19 protein-coding genes, 1 other RNA gene and 1 pseudogene are annotated in these 18,411 nt (G+C 72.2%); 13 read left to right on the forward strand and 8 right to left on the reverse strand.

Annotated features, from left to right (window positions below; all coding sequences use genetic code 11):
- Nucleotides 1-67: 67 nt before the first annotated feature.
- The 5 genes from ACFF45_RS07670 to metX all read left to right on the forward strand — a co-directional run bounded on the left by ACFF45_RS07670 (nucleotide 68) and on the right by metX (nucleotide 4,312).
- The gene (locus ACFF45_RS07670) at nucleotides 68-289 is read left to right on the forward strand and encodes a DUF397 domain-containing protein (RefSeq protein ID WP_381343783.1); all 222 of its coding nucleotides are present in this window, start codon (nucleotides 68-70) and stop codon (nucleotides 287-289) included.
- Between the two features lie 85 nt (nucleotides 290-374).
- The gene (locus ACFF45_RS07675) at nucleotides 375-842 is read left to right on the forward strand and encodes a hypothetical protein (protein WP_381343677.1); all 468 of its coding nucleotides are present in this window, start codon (nucleotides 375-377) and stop codon (nucleotides 840-842) included.
- Nucleotides 843-943: 101 nt separating this feature from the next.
- Nucleotides 944-1,402 carry an ATP-binding protein gene (locus tag ACFF45_RS07680; protein WP_381343680.1) on the forward strand — a complete coding sequence of 153 codons (459 nt, stop codon included), beginning with the start codon at nucleotides 944-946 and terminating at the stop codon, nucleotides 1,400-1,402.
- Between the two features lie 400 nt (nucleotides 1,403-1,802).
- Nucleotides 1,803-3,164 (forward strand): bifunctional o-acetylhomoserine/o-acetylserine sulfhydrylase, encoded by a 1,362-nt coding sequence (locus ACFF45_RS07685; protein WP_381343683.1) that lies wholly within the window; start codon nucleotides 1,803-1,805, stop codon nucleotides 3,162-3,164.
- A 5-nt stretch (nucleotides 3,165-3,169) separates the two neighbouring features.
- Entirely contained in the window at nucleotides 3,170-4,312 is a 1,143-nt protein-coding gene (gene metX, locus ACFF45_RS07690) for a homoserine O-acetyltransferase MetX (RefSeq protein WP_381343686.1), read from the forward strand.
- 211 nt (nucleotides 4,313-4,523) lie between these two features.
- Here metX and ACFF45_RS07695 read toward each other — a convergent pair whose 3' ends face one another.
- Nucleotides 4,524-5,387, reverse strand: coding sequence for a glutathione S-transferase C-terminal domain-containing protein (locus ACFF45_RS07695; protein ID WP_381343689.1), 864 nt, complete (start codon nucleotides 5,385-5,387; stop codon nucleotides 4,524-4,526).
- Nucleotides 5,388-5,515: 128 nt separating this feature from the next.
- On the reverse strand, nucleotides 5,516-5,626 hold the full coding sequence (locus ACFF45_RS07700; protein ID WP_381343691.1) for a putative leader peptide: 111 nt from the start codon (nucleotides 5,624-5,626) through the stop codon (nucleotides 5,516-5,518).
- Nucleotides 5,627-5,774: 148 nt separating this feature from the next.
- On the opposite strand from ACFF45_RS07700, the gene ACFF45_RS07705 reads away from it, so the two are divergent.
- The 6 genes from ACFF45_RS07705 to ACFF45_RS07730 all read left to right on the forward strand — a co-directional run bounded on the left by ACFF45_RS07705 (nucleotide 5,775) and on the right by ACFF45_RS07730 (nucleotide 11,426).
- Nucleotides 5,775-6,140 (forward strand): LLM class oxidoreductase, encoded by a 366-nt coding sequence (locus ACFF45_RS07705; RefSeq protein WP_381343694.1) that lies wholly within the window; start codon nucleotides 5,775-5,777, stop codon nucleotides 6,138-6,140.
- Nucleotides 6,141-6,231: 91 nt separating this feature from the next.
- Nucleotides 6,232-7,155: an LLM class F420-dependent oxidoreductase gene (locus tag ACFF45_RS07710; RefSeq protein ID WP_381343697.1), complete on the forward strand. Its 924-nt coding sequence runs from the start codon at nucleotides 6,232-6,234 to the stop codon at nucleotides 7,153-7,155.
- 71 nt (nucleotides 7,156-7,226) lie between these two features.
- Nucleotides 7,227-8,051 carry a DUF1684 domain-containing protein gene (locus tag ACFF45_RS07715; RefSeq protein WP_381343700.1) on the forward strand — a complete coding sequence of 275 codons (825 nt, stop codon included), beginning with the start codon at nucleotides 7,227-7,229 and terminating at the stop codon, nucleotides 8,049-8,051.
- A 239-nt stretch (nucleotides 8,052-8,290) separates the two neighbouring features.
- The gene (locus ACFF45_RS35725; RefSeq protein ID WP_465269406.1) at nucleotides 8,291-8,413 is read left to right on the forward strand and encodes a DUF6507 family protein; all 123 of its coding nucleotides are present in this window, start codon (nucleotides 8,291-8,293) and stop codon (nucleotides 8,411-8,413) included.
- A complete protein-coding gene (locus tag ACFF45_RS07725; RefSeq protein WP_381343703.1) occupies nucleotides 8,410-11,055 on the forward strand; it encodes a hypothetical protein in 2,646 nt (881 codons plus the stop codon). Before ACFF45_RS35725 ends, ACFF45_RS07725 begins: the two co-directional genes overlap by 4 nt.
- Entirely contained in the window at nucleotides 11,055-11,426 is a 372-nt protein-coding gene (locus ACFF45_RS07730; RefSeq protein ID WP_381343706.1) for a toxin-antitoxin system YwqK family antitoxin, read from the forward strand. Before ACFF45_RS07725 ends, ACFF45_RS07730 begins: the two co-directional genes overlap by 1 nt.
- Before the next feature lie 510 nt (nucleotides 11,427-11,936).
- Here ACFF45_RS07730 and ACFF45_RS07735 read toward each other — a convergent pair.
- The 3 genes and pseudogenes from ACFF45_RS07735 to ACFF45_RS07745 form a co-directional block, all read right to left on the reverse strand.
- On the reverse strand, nucleotides 11,937-12,140 hold the full coding sequence (locus ACFF45_RS07735) for a hypothetical protein (protein WP_381343709.1): 204 nt from the start codon (nucleotides 12,138-12,140) through the stop codon (nucleotides 11,937-11,939).
- 470 nt (nucleotides 12,141-12,610) lie between these two features.
- Nucleotides 12,611-13,013: RNase P RNA component class A (gene rnpB / locus ACFF45_RS07740), an RNA gene on the reverse strand.
- A gap of 39 nt (nucleotides 13,014-13,052) precedes the next feature.
- Nucleotides 13,053-13,277, reverse strand: a pseudogene (locus tag ACFF45_RS07745) (Uma2 family endonuclease); the annotation flags it as partial.
- A 107-nt stretch (nucleotides 13,278-13,384) separates the two neighbouring features.
- On the opposite strand from ACFF45_RS07745, the gene yaaA reads away from it, so the two are divergent.
- Both yaaA and eda read left to right on the forward strand, forming a co-directional pair.
- Nucleotides 13,385-14,167: a peroxide stress protein YaaA gene (yaaA, locus tag ACFF45_RS07750; RefSeq protein WP_381343712.1), complete on the forward strand. Its 783-nt coding sequence runs from the start codon at nucleotides 13,385-13,387 to the stop codon at nucleotides 14,165-14,167.
- A 90-nt stretch (nucleotides 14,168-14,257) separates the two neighbouring features.
- Nucleotides 14,258-14,893 (forward strand): bifunctional 4-hydroxy-2-oxoglutarate aldolase/2-dehydro-3-deoxy-phosphogluconate aldolase, encoded by a 636-nt coding sequence (eda, locus tag ACFF45_RS07755; RefSeq protein WP_381343715.1) that lies wholly within the window; start codon nucleotides 14,258-14,260, stop codon nucleotides 14,891-14,893.
- Here eda and ACFF45_RS07760 read toward each other — a convergent pair.
- The 3 genes from ACFF45_RS07760 to ACFF45_RS07770 are packed head-to-tail and all read right to left on the reverse strand — an operon-like array spanning nucleotide 14,868 to nucleotide 18,258.
- A complete protein-coding gene (locus tag ACFF45_RS07760; RefSeq protein ID WP_381343718.1) occupies nucleotides 14,868-16,715 on the reverse strand; it encodes a bifunctional RNase H/acid phosphatase in 1,848 nt (615 codons plus the stop codon). The two genes, eda and ACFF45_RS07760, sit on opposite strands and share 26 nt — an antisense overlap.
- Nucleotides 16,664-17,407 carry a zinc ribbon domain-containing protein gene (locus tag ACFF45_RS07765; RefSeq protein WP_381343786.1) on the reverse strand — a complete coding sequence of 248 codons (744 nt, stop codon included), beginning with the start codon at nucleotides 17,405-17,407 and terminating at the stop codon, nucleotides 16,664-16,666. Before ACFF45_RS07765 ends, ACFF45_RS07760 begins: the two co-directional genes overlap by 52 nt.
- Nucleotides 17,404-18,258 (reverse strand): Nif3-like dinuclear metal center hexameric protein, encoded by an 855-nt coding sequence (locus ACFF45_RS07770; RefSeq protein WP_381343721.1) that lies wholly within the window; start codon nucleotides 18,256-18,258, stop codon nucleotides 17,404-17,406. The genes ACFF45_RS07765 and ACFF45_RS07770 overlap by 4 nt, the downstream gene beginning before the upstream one ends.
- Between the last annotated feature and the right edge of the window lie 153 nt (nucleotides 18,259-18,411).

Raw genomic sequence — 18,411 nt, forward strand, 5'->3', positions numbered from 1 at the left:
CGCCCCGTCCGACCGCCACCCTGAGGTCACGGAGAGCGAGGAGAAACCGTCCGCGTCCACCGCTCACCTGCGGAAAAACCCGGGCGGCCACCTCCCCTCCCGTGCACTCCCGCCCGCCACGGGCGGCGGCGGCCCCTGCACCGAGGGGTGCGTGACCCTGGCCCGGATCGGCGAGGACGCCTGGGCGCTGGGCGACAGCAAGCGGCCGGACGCGCAGCCGCTGCGGTTCACCACCGAGGAACTGGACGCGGCCGGTATCGACCCGGCGCGCTTCGGCCCCGGCGCCTGACCCTCCCCTCCCCCTCTCTTCCCCACCGCCGGCCGGACCGGACCCTCCCGCGTCCGGCCGGCGCTACTCGAAGCGGGAACAGCCCATGCACCACCACGCCTACCTCTGGACCGGCCCGAGGGAACGCTTCGACGACGAGGCCCTGCGGCGGCCCCCGCACCCCGACCCGCCCCCGCCCGGAGGCAGGCCGGAACTGATCGAGCGCTACCGCCAGGTGGCCGCGGAGTTCCGGACGTCGGACCTCCCGCCCCTGGAGACGGCGTACTGGCTCGTCAAGTCCCGCTCACTGGTGCGGGGCACCTGGGACGAGGCGAAGGAGGCGGCGGCCTGGCTCGGCGAGCGGCTGGCCGAGTACACCCCGCGGTTCGCGGCGGAGGGCGACCGGGACACCGCGCGCCTGGTCCGGCTGGTGGACGCCGCCGCCGAACGCCTGCGCGCGGGCGCCGACGTGTCGTACGGCTGCTACCTCGAACGCCCCTCGTACCTCTCCCTGGCCGTGGCCACGTGCTCCCCGAACCGCGCGGTCCCCGAACTGGCCTGCCCGTGCGGGTAGAGAACCCGGCGCGCACCGCCTCCTCCCCGCCTCCGTACGCTCACTCCGCGTACGGGGCGCGGCACTCGACCCCGCCCGTCCCCTCCCGCCACTCTGACGCCATGAACCACGCAACACCCCACGTCGGCCGGCCCGTCAGCACCGTCACGCACCTGCTGTCGTCCACGCGGCGCGGCGCCCGTCTCGCCCGGCTCCTCGCGGTGACCGAACTGCGCTCCCGGGGCGCTTCCCAGGACCTCACCGAGCGTGCCGAACTCGTCGTGGCGGAACTCGCCGCCAACGCCGTCCTGCACGGCCGCGTGCCCGGCCGCTGCTTCCGGCTCACCCTTGTCCTCGACGTCCTCGACCCGGCGGCCGGCCGCCTCCGCGTCGAGGTCAGCGACGCCCGCGGAGACCTCCACCCGGTCCCCCGCCCCGCGGACGCCGCACCCGACCCGCTCCCCACCGGCGGACGCGGCCTGACCCTCGTCACCGCCCTCGCCGACCACTGGGACTGCGTCCCCCACCCACCCGGCGGCAAGACCGTCCGGGCGGTGCTGACGACCTCGGTCGACGCGTGACGGCGTCGGCCGAGGAGAGCCGAAGCTCGCGCGTGCCGTGAACGGGCAGCCCGGTCCGTCGCGTTGACCGGGTCACAGCACACTCGGGACGGCGCATCCATCATGCGTTCCAGCCGGTGAGACGGGTGCGTTGCGCTGGTGCGCGGCTGCCCCCATGTGGTTACCTGGCCTCATGACCGTGCTCGTGACCCGCCGCCACGTTGACTACGGGCGTGTCACCACCACGCGTTGTTCTGCCGTGAGCTGAGTCCGCGCTCCGGTCTCCGACCAGTCTTTTCCCACCGCACAGGGCTGACCGCCACCCGCGTTCCGGACGCGGCTGTCCGCCCTGTGGTTCCTTCGCGCCTTCCCGTCTGCCGCACCGCGGGCATCTCCGCCTTCCGCACAAGGGAGCACCATCATGAGCCAGCCCATCGACTCCGTCACCGCCGGCCACACCCCTGAGGAACCGTCCGCCGGGCCCGACACGTCGGCCTGGTCGTTCGAGACCAAGCAGATCCACGCCGGGGCCGCCCCTGACCCGACCACCGGCGCCCGGGCGACGCCCATCTACCAGACGACGTCGTTCGTGTTCCGGGACACCCAGCACGCCGCCGACCTGTTCTCGCTCGCCGAGCCCGGCAACATCTACACCCGCATCCACAACCCCACCCAGGACGTCTTCGAGCAGCGTATCGCCGCCCTGGAGGGCGGGGCCGCGGCAGTGGCGCTGTCGTCGGGGCAGGCCGCCGAGACCCTGGCTATCCTGACGCTCGCGAGCTCCGGCGACCACATCGTCTCCAGTACGTCGCTGTACGGCGGCACGTACAACCTGTTCCGGCACACGCTGCCCAAGCTGGGCGTCGAGGTGTCGTTCGTGGACGACCCGGACGACTTCGAGGCCTGGCGGGCGGCGATCCGGCCGAACACCAAGGCGCTGTTCGCGGAGACGCTGGGCAATCCGCGCGGCAACGTGCTCGACGTACGGGCGGTCGCGGACGTCGCTCACGAGGCGGGCGTGCCACTGATCGTGGACAACACGGTCCCCACTCCCTATCTCCTGCGGCCCATCGAGCACGGTGCGGACATCGTCGTCCACTCGGCGACCAAGTTCCTGGGAGGGCACGGCACGGCCATCGCGGGTGTGGTCGTCGACGGCGGCACCTTCGACTTCGGGGCTCATGCCGAGCGGTTCCCGGACTTCACGGAGCCCGACCCCAGCTACCACGGGCTGCGGTACTGGCCGGCGCTCGGCCCGGGTGCCTTCGCCGTCAAGCTGCGGGTGCAGCTGCTGCGCGACCTCGGACCGGCCCTCTCCCCGCACTCCGCGTTCCTGCTGCTGCAAGGCGTGGAGACACTCAGTCTGCGCATCGAACGGCATTCGGCCAACGCCCAGGCCCTGGCCGAATGGCTGGAACAGCGGGACGAGGTCGCCGCCGTCCACTACCCGGGCCTGGAGTCCAGCACGTGGTACGAGGCGGGGCGGAAGTACCTGCCGCGCGGTGCCGGTGCCGTGATCTCCTTCGAGCTGCGGGACGGTGTGGAGGCGGGTAAGCGGTTCGTGGACGCCGTGGAGCTCTTCAGTCACCTGGCCAACATCGGTGATGTGCGCAGCCTCATCATCCACCCGGCGTCCACCACGCACAGTCAGCTCGACGAGGACCAGCTGGCGGCCACCGGCACCTCCCCCGGCCTGGTGCGCCTGTCGGTCGGCATCGAGAACCTCGCCGACCTCAAGGCCGACCTGGCGGCGGGGTTCCGCGCGGTGAAGGGCGCATCCTGAACACCGTGCTGACGCCGTCCGAGGTCCCCCTTCCGCCTGCCTCCGGGGCCTGGCGGGAGGGGGACCCGCCCGGGCGTCGCCAGTGGTACGAGCGGGACAGACCGCTTCCCCTGGAGGCGGGCGGTGAACTTCCGGGCGTGCGGCTCGCGTTCGAGACGTGGGGGCGGCTCGCTGCCGACCGTTCCAACGCGGTGCTGGTGCTGCACGCCCTGACCGGGGACAGCCACGTCGTCGGCCCCGCCGAACCCGGGCACCCCACCCCCGGCTGGTGGGAGGGGCTCATCGGACCCGGGCGCGCGCTCGACACGGACCGCTGGTTCGTCGTGGCTCCGAACGTGCTCGGCGGCTGCCAGGGCAGCACCGGACCGTCGTCGTTCACACCGGGTGGGCGCCGCTGGGGTGGCACCTTCCCCTTCCTGACCCAGCGTGACCAGGTGACCGCCGAAGCGGACTTGGCCGACGCGCTGGGCATCGAGCGCTGGGCCCTGGTCGTCGGCGGGTCGATGGGCGGGATGCGGGCGCTGGAATGGGCCGTGTCGCGTCCGGAACGGACTCGGACGCTCCTGTTGCTCGCCACGGCGGCCGCGGCAAGCTCGGAGCAGATCGCCTGGGCGAACATCCAGCTCCATGCCATCCGCAGCGACCCGCACTGGCGCGGCGGCGACTACCACGACGCCGCCCCCGGGCTCGGCCCGCATGCGGGACTCGGCCTGGCCCGTCGCCTCGCCCATGTCACCTACCGCAGCGAACCGGAGCTCCAGGTTCGCTTCGGCCGTGCGCCGCAGGGCACGGAGGATCCCTGGAACGGCGGCCGGTACCAGGTCGAGTCCTACCTCGACCACCACGCCGCCAAGCTCGTCCGCCGCTTCGACGCGGGCAGCTACGTGACCTTGGCAGAGGCCATGAACAGTCACGAGATCGGTCGCGGCCGGGGCGGTACGCGCGCCGCCCTGAGCCGTGTGAGGGCCAGGACCCTCGTCGCGGGCGTCGACTCGGACCGTCTCTATCCGCTGCCCCAGCAAGCGGAGTTGGCGGCCGGGATCCCCACAGCGGATCGCGTCCGGGTAGTCGAATCCCCCTACGGTCACGACGGCTTCCTCATCGAAGGGGAACAAGTCGCGGCACTCATAGGCGAACTCGTCGGCTAGTGCCGCGGCAGGCTACGACGGGGCGAACGTAGCCTGCCGCGGCACTAGACCGCGCGGGAGTGGCCGTGGCCTCGCCCTCCGGACCTCGCCGTCGGCGCGCTGACGCTGCGCGGCGAAGCGGTGGTCCTGGGCGTGGTCACGCATCTCCTCGCGTCCGGGACCGGCCAGCCGGCCCGAACGAATGTCGACGCCGGTCCACCAGGTGGAACGGCTAAGGGGCTGCGTGTGCCGCCCAGTCCAGGATCTGGACGGCTGCTCCGGCGGCCTCCAGGCCATGGCAGCGGGCGTGGTGACGGCGTTCGACGCCCCCGAGGTCGAGGTGGCCGCCGAAGGCCGGGTGGGCGGCGAGCCGGCGGGCGTAGGCCCACAGGGCGGGGTGGTCGGCGATGCGCTGGACGGCGGAGGCGTCAAGGTGGTGGCGGTGCACGGTGTCGAGCTGGACCAGCGCGACCCACAGCTCGACGTCGGCGGCGGTGATGTCGTCGCGGATCAAGTACGAGCGTGCTGCGAGCCGGCGTTCCAGGGCGCCGAGCGTCTCCAGCAGCTTGGTCAGTGCCCTGTCACGTTCCACAGGCTCGCCACCGGCCGATCCGGCGCGCTGCGCGGCCTGGTCGATGCCCTGCGCGCACATCCGCTCGACCGCCTCGATCTCCGCCTCCGCACCACACGGGTAGAGCGAGAGACGGTCACCGCCGAACCGGCGGGCGAGGTCGCGGATGATGTCCGGGGCATGGGTGCTGACGATCCGTCCGGACCAGTCGTCGCTGAGCACCGGCGCGACGGCCGGACCGGTGTACCGGTGGGCGCTGGCCTCGTACAGCGGCCGCAGGACCGAGTGGCCGCCCTCGGGGCAGTCGGGAACAGCCGGCAGGAAGGTGGTCGGACAGACCGCGTCCAGGCCGAGCAGGCCGTGGGTGATGGCGATGCGCAGGCCGTCGGGACAGGCGGTCGACAGATGGAGACGGTAGCGGCCCGGAACGGCGTAGTGGCCGCTGCGCGCGTCCCGGCCGATCCGGCCCCGGAAGGCGGGCGCGGGTCGGTCTGAGGCGTGGGCGGCCAGCGGTGTGACGGTCATGACTCTCCCCGGGAGCGGGCGCGGACGCGCGGCGGAAGCGACCTCGGACAAGGGAACGGGGCTCACCCGTGCGCACCGGACGCGTGAGCCCCGCTCAAGGGGCGCCGCCGGCACGGGATGGACGCGGTTCAGCCCTGAGACCTGATCGCGCTGCATACACGCAGCAGATCGATGTGACGGCGGGAGGTCAGAAGAGGCGAACGGCGCACACGGACGGTGACCGGCTCCAGGCGCCTCATATTTCCCTACCTAAGATCTAGGATTCCCCCAGTGAGTGTCGATCCGGCCGACATCGGCGTCAAGAGGACCGTCCCGCATCGCGGACGCCCCGACGGACGGCGGCTCCGCTCGGCACGCCGGTCGTCACGGAGAACGACGGCTCCTTCGGTGCACGGCGCACCGCCGACCCGCCCGCCCTCGTGGCCGCATGGCGGGCGAAGGGCGGAGGCACACGGCTGGTCGCCGTGCGAGACCGTCCTCGCGCTCGGCCCGCGACGCGGGCACGTCGGCACTCCGTCCGGCCCGGCCGACACGTTCGCCCCCTTCGTACGGCACGGCGCGATCGACGGCTTCACCGTCACGCCGTACCTCATTCCCGACCGCCTCGACGGCCTCGACGGCCTGCTCGTCCCGGAACCGCAGGAACGCGGCATCCACCGCACCGAATGCACCGGCACCACCCTGCGCGAGAACCTCGCACCGCGCGCGCCCCTCACCCACCGGTCCGCACCGGACGGACGACAGGCGGGCTGAGCCCCCGGGCCAGCGCTGGTACACATGACTGACAAGAAGCTGTCACACGCGGACCGGAATGCGGTCTCGGTCGACGCCCGTTCTGACTGACATGACTGTTGGAGTAGCGCTCAACGCGTCCGACGCGCCGAACCAGGTCGACGCCACCGTTCAACTGGCCCAAGAGGCAGCAGAGTTCGGTCTCACGTCGGCCTGGTTCGGGCAGACCTTCGGCGCGGACTCACCCCAGCTCGCGGCGATCGTCGGGCGCGAAGTGCCCGGGTTGCAGGTCGGCACCTCCGCGATCCCCGTCTTCGGCCGCCACCCGCTGCTCGTCTCCAGCCAGGCCCAGACCGCCCAGGCCGCGACCCACGGCCGCTACCACCTCGGCTTGGCCCTCGGTACGAAACTGCTGACGGAGACGGGCTTCGGCCTGCCTTTCGAACGCCCCGTCGCCCGCCTGCGTGAGTTCCTCACCGCGCTACGGCAACTGACACAGACCGGCACCGCCGACTTCCACGGCGAGTTGCTCACCGCCACCACCCCGATCCCGGCGCGCGTACCGGGCGCCGAGAGCGGCGTCCCCGTACTGGTCGCCGCGATGGGGCCGCAGGCGCTGCGGGTCAGCGGTGAACTGGCCGACGGGATCCTGCCCTACCTGGCGGGACCGCGCGCCCTCGCGGACCACATCGTGCCCGCCCTGACCGCCGCGGCTGAGGCCACCGGCCGCCCCGCGCCCAGGATCGTGGCACTGGTGCCCGGCGTGGTCACGGACGACGTCGACGCGGTGCGGGCCAAGGCCACCGAGCACCTCGCGTTCTACGAACAGATCCCGTCCTACGCGCGGGTCATAGAGCTCTCCGGCGGCCGGCGGGCCGCCGACCTGGCCGTGATCGGCGACGAGAAGACGGTCGAGGCCGAGGTACGGCGTTACCGCGAAGCCGGCGCCACCGAGGTGGTGTTCTCGGGCACCGAGATCGCGGGAGAGGCCGGTCGCCGGCGCACCTGGCGACTCCTCGGCGAACTGGCCGGCTGAGTCCAGGCGTCGGCTCGGCAACCCCCTGCTTCCCCTGCCCGAAGGCACACCCGGCACGAAGGAGATTCCCCATGACCACCGAGGCCACCACCACGGACCTCCACGCCTTCACCGAGACCTGGCTGGAGTGGTACCGCGCCCAGGAGGCCCGGCTCGCCGCCCCGCACGGGTTCCTGGCGATCACCGGCCTGCACTGGCTCGACGACCGACCCCAGCGCTTCCCGGACGCGCCCGGCACGTGGCGCACCGGCCCCGAGGGGATCGTCGTGGACCTCGACGACGGCGAGGAACTGGTCGTGGACGGGACGCCGGTGCGCGGTGAGCACCGCTTCGGCGTGCTTCCCGAGCGCGGCGGCGTCGACGCCGTCTGGGGAGACGCCGTCATCGAGGCCGCGCGGCGCGGCGGCCGGGACATCGTGCGCCCCCGGCACCCGGACGCGCCGCTGCGCACGGCTTTCACCGGAACGCCCGCCTACGCCCCCGACCCGCGGTGGGCCGTGACGGGCCGCTACATCCCCTTCGACACGCCGCGGCCGACCACCGTGGGCGCTGCGGTCGAGGGCCTTGAGCATGTCTACGACGCACCGGGCAGGGTCGAGTTCGAGCTGGACGGGCGCCCGCTGTCACTGACCGCGTTTCCCGGCCCTGGTACGGGCCGGCTGATGGTGCTGTTCACCGACGCGACCTCCGGCGTCACCACCTACGCCGCCAACCGGTCCCTGGCCCTCGCGCCACCCGCCGCCGACGGCACGGTCGTCCTGGACTTCAACCGCGCCGCCAACCTGCCGTGCGCCTACACCGACCTGGCCACCTGCCCGCTGCCCCCGGCCGAGAACCGGCTGCCGGTGGCGATCGAGGCCGGCCAGAAGATCCCCCGCGAGCGCGGCGGCTCCTGAGCCGGACGGGTGTGCTGAAGAGGACGGGTGAGAGGGCGTCGAAGTCCGAGACGTACGGCAAGAGCTTCGGTGATCATCTGACGTCGGCGGCGCCCAGTGCGGGCACGAACTCCGCGGAGGGCGGCGGGGGTGAGGGCGGTGAGCAGGCGCAGGGTGGGCTGGTCGCGCTGGCTCTGTCATAGTATGCCGAGCGTGCTTCGAAGGATCTGCCATTCGTCGCGGCCCGGGCGGGCAAGTCGTTGCAGGGTGTGGTGGATGCGACGACGGCGTACCTGAACGGTGACCAGGAGATGGCGGCGGAGGCGCAGCGCAAGACGCTCGCCGCCCCGAAGATCGACATGCCGGGGAAGGGCAAGGCGTGATCCAGCCCGATCAGATTCCGCAGTTCACCGGTGACCTGGCGCAACTGGAGAAGGACTACGCCGGTCTGAAGAAGGATGCCGGGAACGTCCGTGACGCGGGTGCGGATGTCCACTCACAGTTCCAGGGCCTGTCCGCGTACTACCAGGCGCCGGAGGCGGAGAAGCTCTTCGCCACCACCAAGCCGGTGAAGGACCGGGCGGACGCTTTCGCGGACGACCTGGAGACGGTGTCCTCGGCCCTGTCGGAGTACGCCACGGAAGTCCGTCCGCTCAAGGAGAAGCTGGAGCGGCTGAAGACCGACGCGACGGCGTTCGTGAAGTCGGTGAAGGACGACGACGAGTGGGAGTACGACGGGGACAAGGTCGAGGAGCACAACCAGCTGCGGGACGACATCACGGCGACGGTGGCGGCGTTCTGGGCGGCGGAGCGGACCTGCCACAACAAGATCATTGCGTTGGTGCCCGGCGGGAAGAAGGTCGTCGTCGGCGATGGCTCGGACCGTGAGGGCCAGTACGGGTTCTCGGCCGAGGACATGAAGAATGCGAGGCTTCCCTGGGGTGACCCGGTGGAGGAGAAGCATGAGTGGTACGAGGTCGGCCACTGGGTGAAGTCGTTCGTGTGGGACGGCCTGATCGTGGACGGTATCTGGGGCACCATCAAGGGCCTGGGCACGCTGGTCGGCTTCGGCGGCTGGGAGGCGATGGGGCAGGCCTGGAAGGGCCTGGCGCAGCTGGCCACCGGCCTGGCGCTGTCCTCGATCCCCGGGGTGGGGACGATGTTCTGGTCGCTGCCCGAGGAGAAGCTGCCCGGCTGGATCCGTGACTCGCGTACCGCGATGAAGGAGACGGGCAAGGCGCTGGTGGCGTGGGACCAGTGGGGCAAGAACCCCGCCCGCGCGGCCGGTGCGGTCACCTTCAACGTGCTCACGACCGTGTTCACCGGTGGTGCGGGGGGTGCGGCGTCGGGTGCGGGCAAGGCCGGTGCGGTCGCCAAAGCGCTGGGCACGACGGCGAAGGTCATCGACCCGATGACGTACATCGCCAAGGGCGCCGGCGCCGGCCTGTCGAAGATCGGCGACATCAGCGCAGCGCTCAAGGGGATCGGCAGCATCGACATCCCCGCCCTGCCGGAGGGCGCGATCACCCTCCCGGAGGGTGCGGTCAGGCTCCCGGACGGCACGGTGAACCTGCCGGAAGGCGCGGCGCTGCCGGAGGGGGCGACGCGGCTGCCGGACGGGAACGTGAAGCTGCCCGACGACGCCACCGTCCTGCCGCCGGGCACGGTCAGACTCCCCACCGAGGACGGCGTCCCGGCCCAGTACATGGACCCGGACGGTAACCTCCTCGACTCCCGGGGCAACACCGTGCAGCAGGCGGCCGACGGCCCCGGCGACATTGTCGACCAGGCCGGCAGCCCACCCCCGGCACCGGGCGCGGACACCCCGCGGGTGGACTCCCCGGTCCGGGAACCGGCCCTGGTCGGCGCAGGCACGCACACCGCCGACAACGCGGCACAGCACGTCCGCTTGGGCGACGACGGCCTCACCGACGCGGGCCGCCTGAGCGACGACCCGAACGCACTGGGCGGACGGGGCGAGGGCCCGGGCGGCACCGCCGACAACCTGCCCGGCGGCACCGCGGGCAACGAGCTCCCCGGCGGCACAGCCGGAAATGGGCTGCCCGGTGGCCCGACCCACGAGCACGGGCCAGGCCCGTCGGCGAGCCATGAGCCGCCGAGCGGTCCACGAGACCCATCGCCGTCGCACGATAGTGACAGTCCGACACCGCACAGCCGTGCAAACGATGGTGCCTACAGCGACATCGCAGGTGGTCCCGAAAGCGGGACCGGCCACGGTGACGGCCACCATGGTCACGGAGAACACGCTGACAGCCGTACCGGTGACAAAGGCGCACCCCATGATCGCGCGGATGACGGTGAGCAGTACCCCGACCGGGATGTGCGTGAGCCCCGGGGCTCACTGGCGGACGATGCGGCCCGGCGTGCTGCGGATCCCCTCCACATCGGGGACCAGCCTCTGCCGACACCCGCGAGGGGCGAGAATGTGCTCGGTCAGTTGCCGGAGCACCGGGTCACCCGCGATGCGGATGGGTTGATCACGCACGTCGACGGCCGGAATTTCGAGCACTTCCTGAAAGACTTGTCATATCAGCGTGGTGCCGCGTTCAGGGAGGCCAAGGAACTCGGCACGCTCTCACGGCGGCAGGTCGGGGCTTGTGCTGGTCAGGTCATGGACCTGCGAACCGGGACGATCATTGAGGGAATCAATGGCAAGTTCGACAACATCCTTGCACCGGACCAAGTCCATCCAACACTTGCAGCCAACTACAACGCACTTCCTGATCCGCCTCCTGCCCCCGACCACCCGCTGGGACACGCCGAAGTGAAGGCTGTAAATGCTCTGCTCTGGGAAAGGACGAAGCTGGGACTTCCAGACGGCGAAGCTGCACTAGCCGAGTTGCGTGCAGCCGTTGAATTCCCCTACACGCCGCACATGCAGACTCAGCTGTCGGGGCGCCCCGCTCCATTCTGTGCGAACTGCAACCTTATGCTGGACGGTGTGGACAGCTTGCATGGTAGGTTCACAGGAAATCCGCCGACAGATGCCACTTGGATTCCCTGATGACTGAACAGATTCGCATCGACATTGACGACCCCGAGGTCGATATCGACCACTCGCAGCGGTTGCTGTACCGGGGAGCACCATTCACCGGAGAGGTCGTGGAGCACCTAGGTGGAGCCCTGATCAGCCTTGAGTGCTACGAGGACGGTTTGCGGCACGGGCCGAGCCGAGAGTGGTACAAGGACGGCTCTCTCCGGTCCGAAGCGACGGCACGCAGAGGCCGCCCGGTGGGCGTCTCACGTGAATGGCACGCCAACGGCACACTCGCAGTCGAGCGGGTTTTCGCCGAGGACGGATTGACCATGCTGTCTGACAGCAATTGGGACGAGAATGGGCGTCCGACACGGGCTTGGCGTAAGGAGGACGCCTGAGTCAGCGCAGTAACGGAGCGGGATACCGTGTTCGCGCGGCGCCCCAGCGATTGCAGGAGTTGAAGCACCGAGGCTGCACCTGAACTTTAGGAAGCGACGCCCTCGAGGAGTTCACTGAGGTTGAACTCGTGATGTCGTAACGGGCTGACCGTGTCCTGCTCCGTGCGGTATCACCATGGGATGCGGTATCCACAAGGGGGCGAGCTGACCGCCGAACCCAGGGGAGTTTCAGGAACGGTTACGGCTGGAGGCGGCCGAGCGATTCGAGCGCAGTGAGACGAACACGATGATCGCCAAAGAGCTGCGGGTCTGCGCCAGGGCGCGAGCGCTCTCGGTGATGAGACGTCAGGGTTGTGCCGGAGCAGGCGCGTTGTCGGTCTCGTGGCGTTGGTGAAACGAGACGCGACCTCGGATGATCAAGGTGTCTGAAGCCGTTGATCACAACCGAAGTGCCGGATGGACGACGAAGCAGGCCGTGCACTGGCGCTCGGACACCTTGCGGTCGCAGCCTCAGCGGCCGCAGTCGGGGCACGGGACGGACTCACAGCGGGCGCAGGCGCGGGCGTAGGAGGTGAAGTCCTCCCCGCAGTGTGCGCAGGTGTAGTCGGCGGGCTCGAAGCCGTTGTATCGAACGGAGGGCGCGAAGGTCGTCCAGGGCGCGAGGCCGGTGACCGCGACGACCAGGACGTAGCCGTTCATGGCCGCGGTCTGCACATACAGCTCCTCACCGGCGACGGCGCCGTCACGGTAGGTGAGCCGGCCACGTCCCTCGGCATGCCCCTGGCCCGACAGGGCCGTGCGCAGGACCGGGATCTGGCTCTGGTCGCTGCCGCGCCGCAGTGAGGGCAGGCCGTGGGAAGCGCCGAAGGCCAGGATGCCGTCACGGTCGGGAAGCAGGATGTGACCGGGGGCTGGGAGACGTTCGCTCGTATGGCGGCGTGCGTGTCCGCGCCAAGGCGCGCGGCGAAGCGCCGCCGCATCGTCCCCCGCTCGGTAAGTTCGGCCTCGTCGATCAGGAAATTCCGGATCGACGTGAAGAACATCTTCTCCAGGGAAGCGTCGTCGACTGTCTTCAGAAGCAGGTCAGGAGAAAGTTCTCGCCCTTCCTGCTGAGCCCCCCGAAAGACCAGAAGGTCTCCGACGCAGGTCAGAGGTCCTTTCGCAGGTAAAGCCGCAGGTAGCGGCAGACGAGTCGGGCTGTACGCCGGGTTCTGTGCTCCGGGGCCTCGCGGCCCGTGGAGTGACGGCCATCCATCTAGGACCGGCGTTGCCGCCGGTCTCGTGCGGTCTACCCGCGGACTCGGGCGGGCAGCCCTCGAACGTCCGCGCAGAGCGCGTTTCACCGCGCTCCTTTTGACCTTGCTCCGGGTGGGGTTTACCTAGCTGCCCAGGTCACCCTGGGCACTGGTGGTCTCTTACACCACCGTTTCACCCTTACCGGGGGCCGAGGCCCCCGGCGGTCTGCTTTCTGTGGCACTGTCCCGCGGGTCACCCCGGGTGGCCGTTAGCCACCACCCTGCCCTGTGGAGCCCGGACGTTCCTCGGGGAGATTCACGAGAACCTCCACGCGGCCGTCCGCCCGGCTCGTCTGCCGTGCTGACCATGGTACCGGGCGGCCGGTCGGAGGAAGTCCGCGGTCTCCAGGTCGAACGCGAAGGGCCCGGGGAAGGGGAGCGGTCTGCCGAGGGGGCGGGTGAGGTGCTCGCGGTGGTCGTCCCTCTCGGGGTCACTGAACAGCGCGATCGAGGAGGCCCCGCGGTCCGCGAGCAGGTGGAGGGGGATGCCGCCGCGGGCGCAGCGGCGGCGCTCGGCCTCGCGATCGGCCCGCGGCCCGGTGGAGGTCACCCCGACGGCGCGCGGGCGCGCGGTGCGGCGCCGCCGTGAGGTGCCGCGGACGCCGGACCGGGTGCCCGGCGGCACGCCGTACGCTGGCGCGGAGGTCTATCGAAGGAGTAATTGTGCTGGTCCTGCTGCCGCCCTCGGAGGGCAAGGCGTCCTCCGGCCGGGGCGCACCGCTGACGCTGGAGTCGCTCGCGCTGCCGGAGCTGAACGAGGCCCGGGAGGCCGTCCTCGGCGAACTGGTCGAGCTGTGCGCCGGCGACGAGGACAAGGCGCGTGAGGTGCTGGGGCTGAGCGAGGGGCTGAGCGGCGAGGTCGCCAAGAACGCCGCCCTGCGCGCCGCCGGAACCCGGCCCGCCGGGGAGATCTACACGGGCGTGCTGTACGACGCCCTGGACCTGGCCTCGCTGGACGCGGCCGCCAAGCGGCGGGCCGCGCGTTCCCTGCTGGTCTTCTCGGGGTTGTGGGGCGCGGTCCGGGTGACGGACCGGATCCCGTCGTACCGCTGCTCGATGGGGGTCAGGCTGCCCGGGCTGGGGGCGCTGGGCGCGCACTGGCGGACGGCGATGGCCCCGGTGCTGCCCGAGGCGGCCGGCAAGGGCCTGGTGCTGGACCTGCGGTCGGCGGCGTACGCGGCGGCGTGGAAACCGAAGGGCGGGGTCGCGGGGCGGACGGCGACGGTACGGGTGCTGCACGCGCCGACACGGAAGGTGGTCAGCCACTTCAACAAGGCGACGAAAGGGCGGATCGTACGGGCCCTGCTCACGTCGGCGGCGGCGCCGCAGGGACCGGCGGAGCTGGTGGAGGTGCTGCGGGAGCTCGGGTACGCGGTGGAGGCCGAGGCGCCCGCGGGGGCGGGGCGGTCCTGGTCGCTGGACGTGCTGGTGGACGAGGTCCACTGAGCCCGTACCGGCTGCCGGTGGCCTCCGGGTGCGTTGCATGGCACGCAACGCTCCATGCGTATGGTGCGTGTGCCGGGCACGATGTGGCGCATGAGCGACTCCGTGCTTGATCTCGCCCCCGTCGTCCCCGTGGTCGTCGTCCCGGACGCCGCCGACGCCGTCCCGCTCGCCCGGGCGCTGGTCGCCGGCGGGCTGCCGGCGATCGAGGTGACGCTGCGGACGCCCGCCGCGCTCGACGCGATCCGGGCGATCGGCGCGGCGGTGCCGGACGCGGTGGTCGGGGCCGGGACGGTCATCACGCCGGGGCACGTCGAGGACGCGGTCGCGGCGGGGGCGCGCTTCCTGGTGAGCCCGGGCTGGACGGACGTGCTGCTGGACGCGATGCGGCGGTCCGGGGTGCCGTACCTGCCGGGCGTGTCGACGACGTCCGAGGTGGTGGCGCTGCTGGAGCGCGGGGTGCGGGAGATGAAGTTCTTCCCGGCGGCCGCGGCGGGCGGCACGGCCTACCTGAAGTCGCTGGCCGGGCCGTTGCCGCAGGCGCGGTTCTGCCCGACGGGCGGGATCGGGCCCGCCTCGGCTCCGGAGTACCTGGCGCTGCCCAACGTCGGCTGCGTGGGCGGCAGCTGGATGGTCCCGGCGGACGCGGTGGCCGCCCGGGACTGGGCGCGGATCGAGCGGCTGGCCCGCGAGGCGGCCGCGCTCAGCGCAGGTGGGAGGTGTCGTTGAGGAGGCGGACGCTGGCGTTGCCGTCGGCGTAGTACGCCACGGCCGACAGGGAGGCCGCCGAGAGTTCCATCCGGAACAGGGACTCGGGCGGGGCGCCGAGGGCGAGACGGACCAGGGTCTTGATCGGGGTGACGTGGGTGACGAGCAGGACGGTCCGGCCGGCGTACGCCGCGACCAGCTTGTCGCGGGTGGCGGCGATGCGGGCGGCGGTCGCCGCGAAACTCTCGCCGCCGCCGGTGGGTTCGGCGTCCGGCGAGGCCAGCCAGGCGCTGAGGTCGTCGGGGTGACGCTGGTGCACCTCGGCGAAGGTCAGGCCCTCCCAGGCGCCGAAGTCGGTCTCGCGCAGGCCGTCGTCGACACCGACCTCCAGCCCGAGGCGGGCGGCGACGATTCCGGCGGTCTCGCGGGCGCGCGCCAGCGGGGAGGCCACGACGGCCTGGATCGTCCCGCGCCTCGCCAGCGCCGCGGCCACCCGCTCCGCCTGCTCACGCCCCACGTCGGACAGGGAGGGGTCGCCGCCCCCGCTGCCCGAGAAGCGCTTCTCCGGCGTGAGGGGTGTCTCGCCGTGCCGCAGCAGCACGAAGGTGGCGGGCGCTCCCAGGTCGGGCGCCCCCCACCCCACGCGAGGCGTGGCGACGTTCCGCGCGGCGTTCACCTCGGCACCGGCCCCGGCCGGGGAGGCGACGGGACCGGAGCCACCGGACGACGCGGGGGCGGAGCCGGCGCGCCCCGCCGTGGAGGAAGCTCCGGGCGGAACGGGAGCGGAGCCGACGCCTCCCGGCACGGCGGAACCAGCGGACGAAACAGGGCCGGAGCCGACTGCCCCCGAAACAGCGGCGGAACCAGCGGACGAAACGGAGCCCGAGCCAACGCCTCCCGGCACGGCGAAACCAGCGGACGAAACAGGGCCGGAGCCGACTGCCCCCGAAACAGCGGCGGAACCAGCGAGCGAAACGGAGCCCGAGCCAACGCCTCCCGGCACGGCGAAACCAGCGGACGAAACGGAGGCGAAGCCGGCGGACCCGGACACGGGGGAAACGGGGCCGGAGCCGGCGCGCCCCGCAACGGCGGAGCCATCGGACCCCGGCGCGACAGAGCCGGCGCGCCCCACGGCCGCGAAGTCAGCGGACCCCGGCACGGCGGAGTCGACGGACCCCGGCGCGGCCGAGTCAGCGCGCCCGGTGACGGCGGAGCCGTCGGCCCCCGGGGCCGTCGCGGAGGCGGTCGTCGCTGAGCGTCCCGCCAGTGCCGCGCGGACCCGTGCCGCGCCCGCCGTCGCGTCCCCGGGTGGCCCCGCGGGCTCCGGGACCGCCGGTGCCCCGGCCGCCGGGGAGGGCGTCCAGGCCTCCCCGCGGGCCCCGGCGTCCATCGCCTCGTTGGCCAGCCGGTCGGCCCGCCGGTTGCGCTCCCGCGGGATCCACTCGTACGTCACCTGCCCGGCGGGGAAGACCCGTCCCGCCTCCCTGGCCAGGGGTTTCATGTCGGGGTGCTTGATCTTCCAGCGGCCGGACATCTGTTCCACGACCAGCTTGGAGTCCATCCGCACCCGCACGGACGCGGCGGGGTCGAGGGCGTGGGCCGCGCGCAGGCCGGCCAGCAGCCCCCGGTACTCGGCGACGTTGTTCGTGACGACGCCCAGGTACTCGGCCGTCTCCGCCAGCGCCTCGCCGGTCGCCGCGTCGAGCACCACGGCGCCGTACCCCGCGGGCCCCGGGTTGCCCCGGGAACCGCCGTCGGCCTCGACGATGAACTCCCGCACCGCAGCGGCCCCTACAGGCCCGACTCGGAGGTGCGCACCAGGATGCGGCGGCAGTTCTCGCACCGCACCACCGTGTCCGGCGCCGCCCGGCGGATCTCGTTCAGCTCGGTGATGGCCAGCTCCTGGCGGCAGCCCTGGCAGGTCCGCTGGTAGAGCCTGGCCGCGCCGACGCCGCCCTGCTGCCCGGCCAGCTTGTCGTAGAGCTTGAGCAGGTCCGCCGGGACCGAGCCCGCGACGACCTCGCGCTCCTTGGTCACCGACGCCGCCTCGCCGTCGATCTCCTCGAACGCGGCGTCCCGGCGCGCGGTCGCGTCGTCGATCTTCGACTGGACGGAGCCGACCCGCTCGGTCAGTTCGGCGACCCGCTCCTGCGCGGACTCCCGGCGCTCCATGACCTCCAGCACGACGTCCTCCAGGTCGCCCTGGCGCCTGGCGAGGGAGGCGATCTCGCGCTGGAGGTTCTCCAGGTCCTTGGGGGAGGTCACCGCGCCGGTGTCCAGGCGCTGCTGGTCGCGGACGGCACGCTGGCGCACCTGGTCGACGTCCTGCTCGGCCTTGGTCTGCTCGCGGGCGCAGTCGCTCTCCTCGGTCTGCGCGGCCACCAGCAGGTCGCGCAGCTGCGTGAGGTCCTTGCTCAGCGACTCGATCTCGGCGTGCTCCGGCAGCGACTTGCGCCGGTGCGCGAGCTGCTGGAGGCGGACGTCGAGGGCCTGGACGTCGAGGAGGCGGATCTGGTCGGCGGACGCGGCGTTCAGTTGGGGGCTCCAGGAGTGTGCGTCGGGTTGGACGCCGCGTGGGCGGTCCAGGGGTCGGTGACCGTCTTCGAGACGTGGACGCGCAGGTCCCAGCCGTGGCGGTCGGAGATCTCGTCGAGCTGGGCGGCGGCCAGCTCGCACCAGGGCCACTCGGTGGCCCAGTGCGCCGCGTCGAGCAGCGCGAGGGGGCTGTGGGCGCGGGCCTCGGAGGCCGGGTGGTGGCGCAGGTCCGCGGTGAGGAAGGCGTCGGCCCCGGACGCCCGGACGGCGTCGAAGAGGCTGTCGCCGGAGCCGCCGCTCACGGCGACCGTGCGGACCGCGGCCTCGGGGTCGCCGGCCACCCGGATGCCCTGCGCGGTGGCGGGCAGCCGTTCGGCGGCGAGGGCGGCGAACTCACGGACGGTCAGCGGGTGGTCCAGCTCGCAGACCCGGCCGAGACCGCGGCGTCCGTCGGGGTCGCTCGTGTCGGGCACCAGGGGGCGCACCACCCGCAGGTCCAGCGCGCCGGCCAGCGCGTCGCTGACGCCCGGGTCGGCGGTGTCGGCGTTGGTGTGGGCGACGTGCAGGGCGATGTCGTGCTTGATGAGGGTGTGCACGACCCGGCCCTTGAAGTGGGTCGCCGCCACCGTCGTCGTACCGCGCAGGTAGAGCGGGTGGTGGGTGACCAGCAGGTCGGCGCCCAGCCGTACCGCCTCGTCGACGGTCTCGCGCACCGGGTCGACCGCGAACAGCACCCGCGTGACGTCCTGGCCGGGATCGCCCACGACGGTGCCGACCGCGTCCCAGGACTCGGCCCGCTCGGCGGGCCACAGGTCCTCCAGCGCGGCGATGACTTCAGACAGACGGGGCACGGGACACAGGCTACCTGCCCGTTCTGCGCCGTCACACCTGTGCCGCCACGCCCGCCACGCACAGCACAGCCGTCACCCCGTCACCGGATGAACCGCTGGACCGCCACCCTTCCGTGTGAAGCGGCGGTCGGCCGGTCCCCCGCCTGTGCGTAC

Origin of the sequence: Streptomyces cinereospinus, from assembly GCF_042430725.1 — a bacterium.
Taxonomy (GTDB): domain Bacteria; phylum Actinomycetota; class Actinomycetes; order Streptomycetales; family Streptomycetaceae; genus Streptomyces; species Streptomyces cinereospinus.

Excerpts from the sequence above, each read along its gene's own strand:
- ACFF45_RS07675 (WP_381343677.1), top strand. The coding sequence starts at position 375 with ATGCACCACCACGCCTACCTCTGGACCGGCCCGAGGGAACGCTTCGAC.
- ACFF45_RS07680 (WP_381343680.1), top strand. The coding sequence starts at position 944 with ATGAACCACGCAACACCCCACGTCGGCCGGCCCGTCAGCACCGTCACG.
- ACFF45_RS07685 (WP_381343683.1), top strand. The coding sequence starts at position 1,803 with ATGAGCCAGCCCATCGACTCCGTCACCGCCGGCCACACCCCTGAGGAA.
- ACFF45_RS07695 (WP_381343689.1), bottom strand. The coding sequence starts at position 5,387 with ATGACCGTCACACCGCTGGCCGCCCACGCCTCAGACCGACCCGCGCCC.
- ACFF45_RS07700 (WP_381343691.1), bottom strand. The coding sequence starts at position 5,626 with ATGAGGCGCCTGGAGCCGGTCACCGTCCGTGTGCGCCGTTCGCCTCTT.
- ACFF45_RS07710 (WP_381343697.1), top strand. The coding sequence starts at position 6,232 with ATGACTGTTGGAGTAGCGCTCAACGCGTCCGACGCGCCGAACCAGGTC.
- ACFF45_RS07715 (WP_381343700.1), top strand. The coding sequence starts at position 7,227 with ATGACCACCGAGGCCACCACCACGGACCTCCACGCCTTCACCGAGACC.
- ACFF45_RS07730 (WP_381343706.1), top strand. The coding sequence starts at position 11,055 with ATGACTGAACAGATTCGCATCGACATTGACGACCCCGAGGTCGATATC.
- eda (WP_381343715.1), top strand. The coding sequence starts at position 14,258 with ATGAGCGACTCCGTGCTTGATCTCGCCCCCGTCGTCCCCGTGGTCGTC.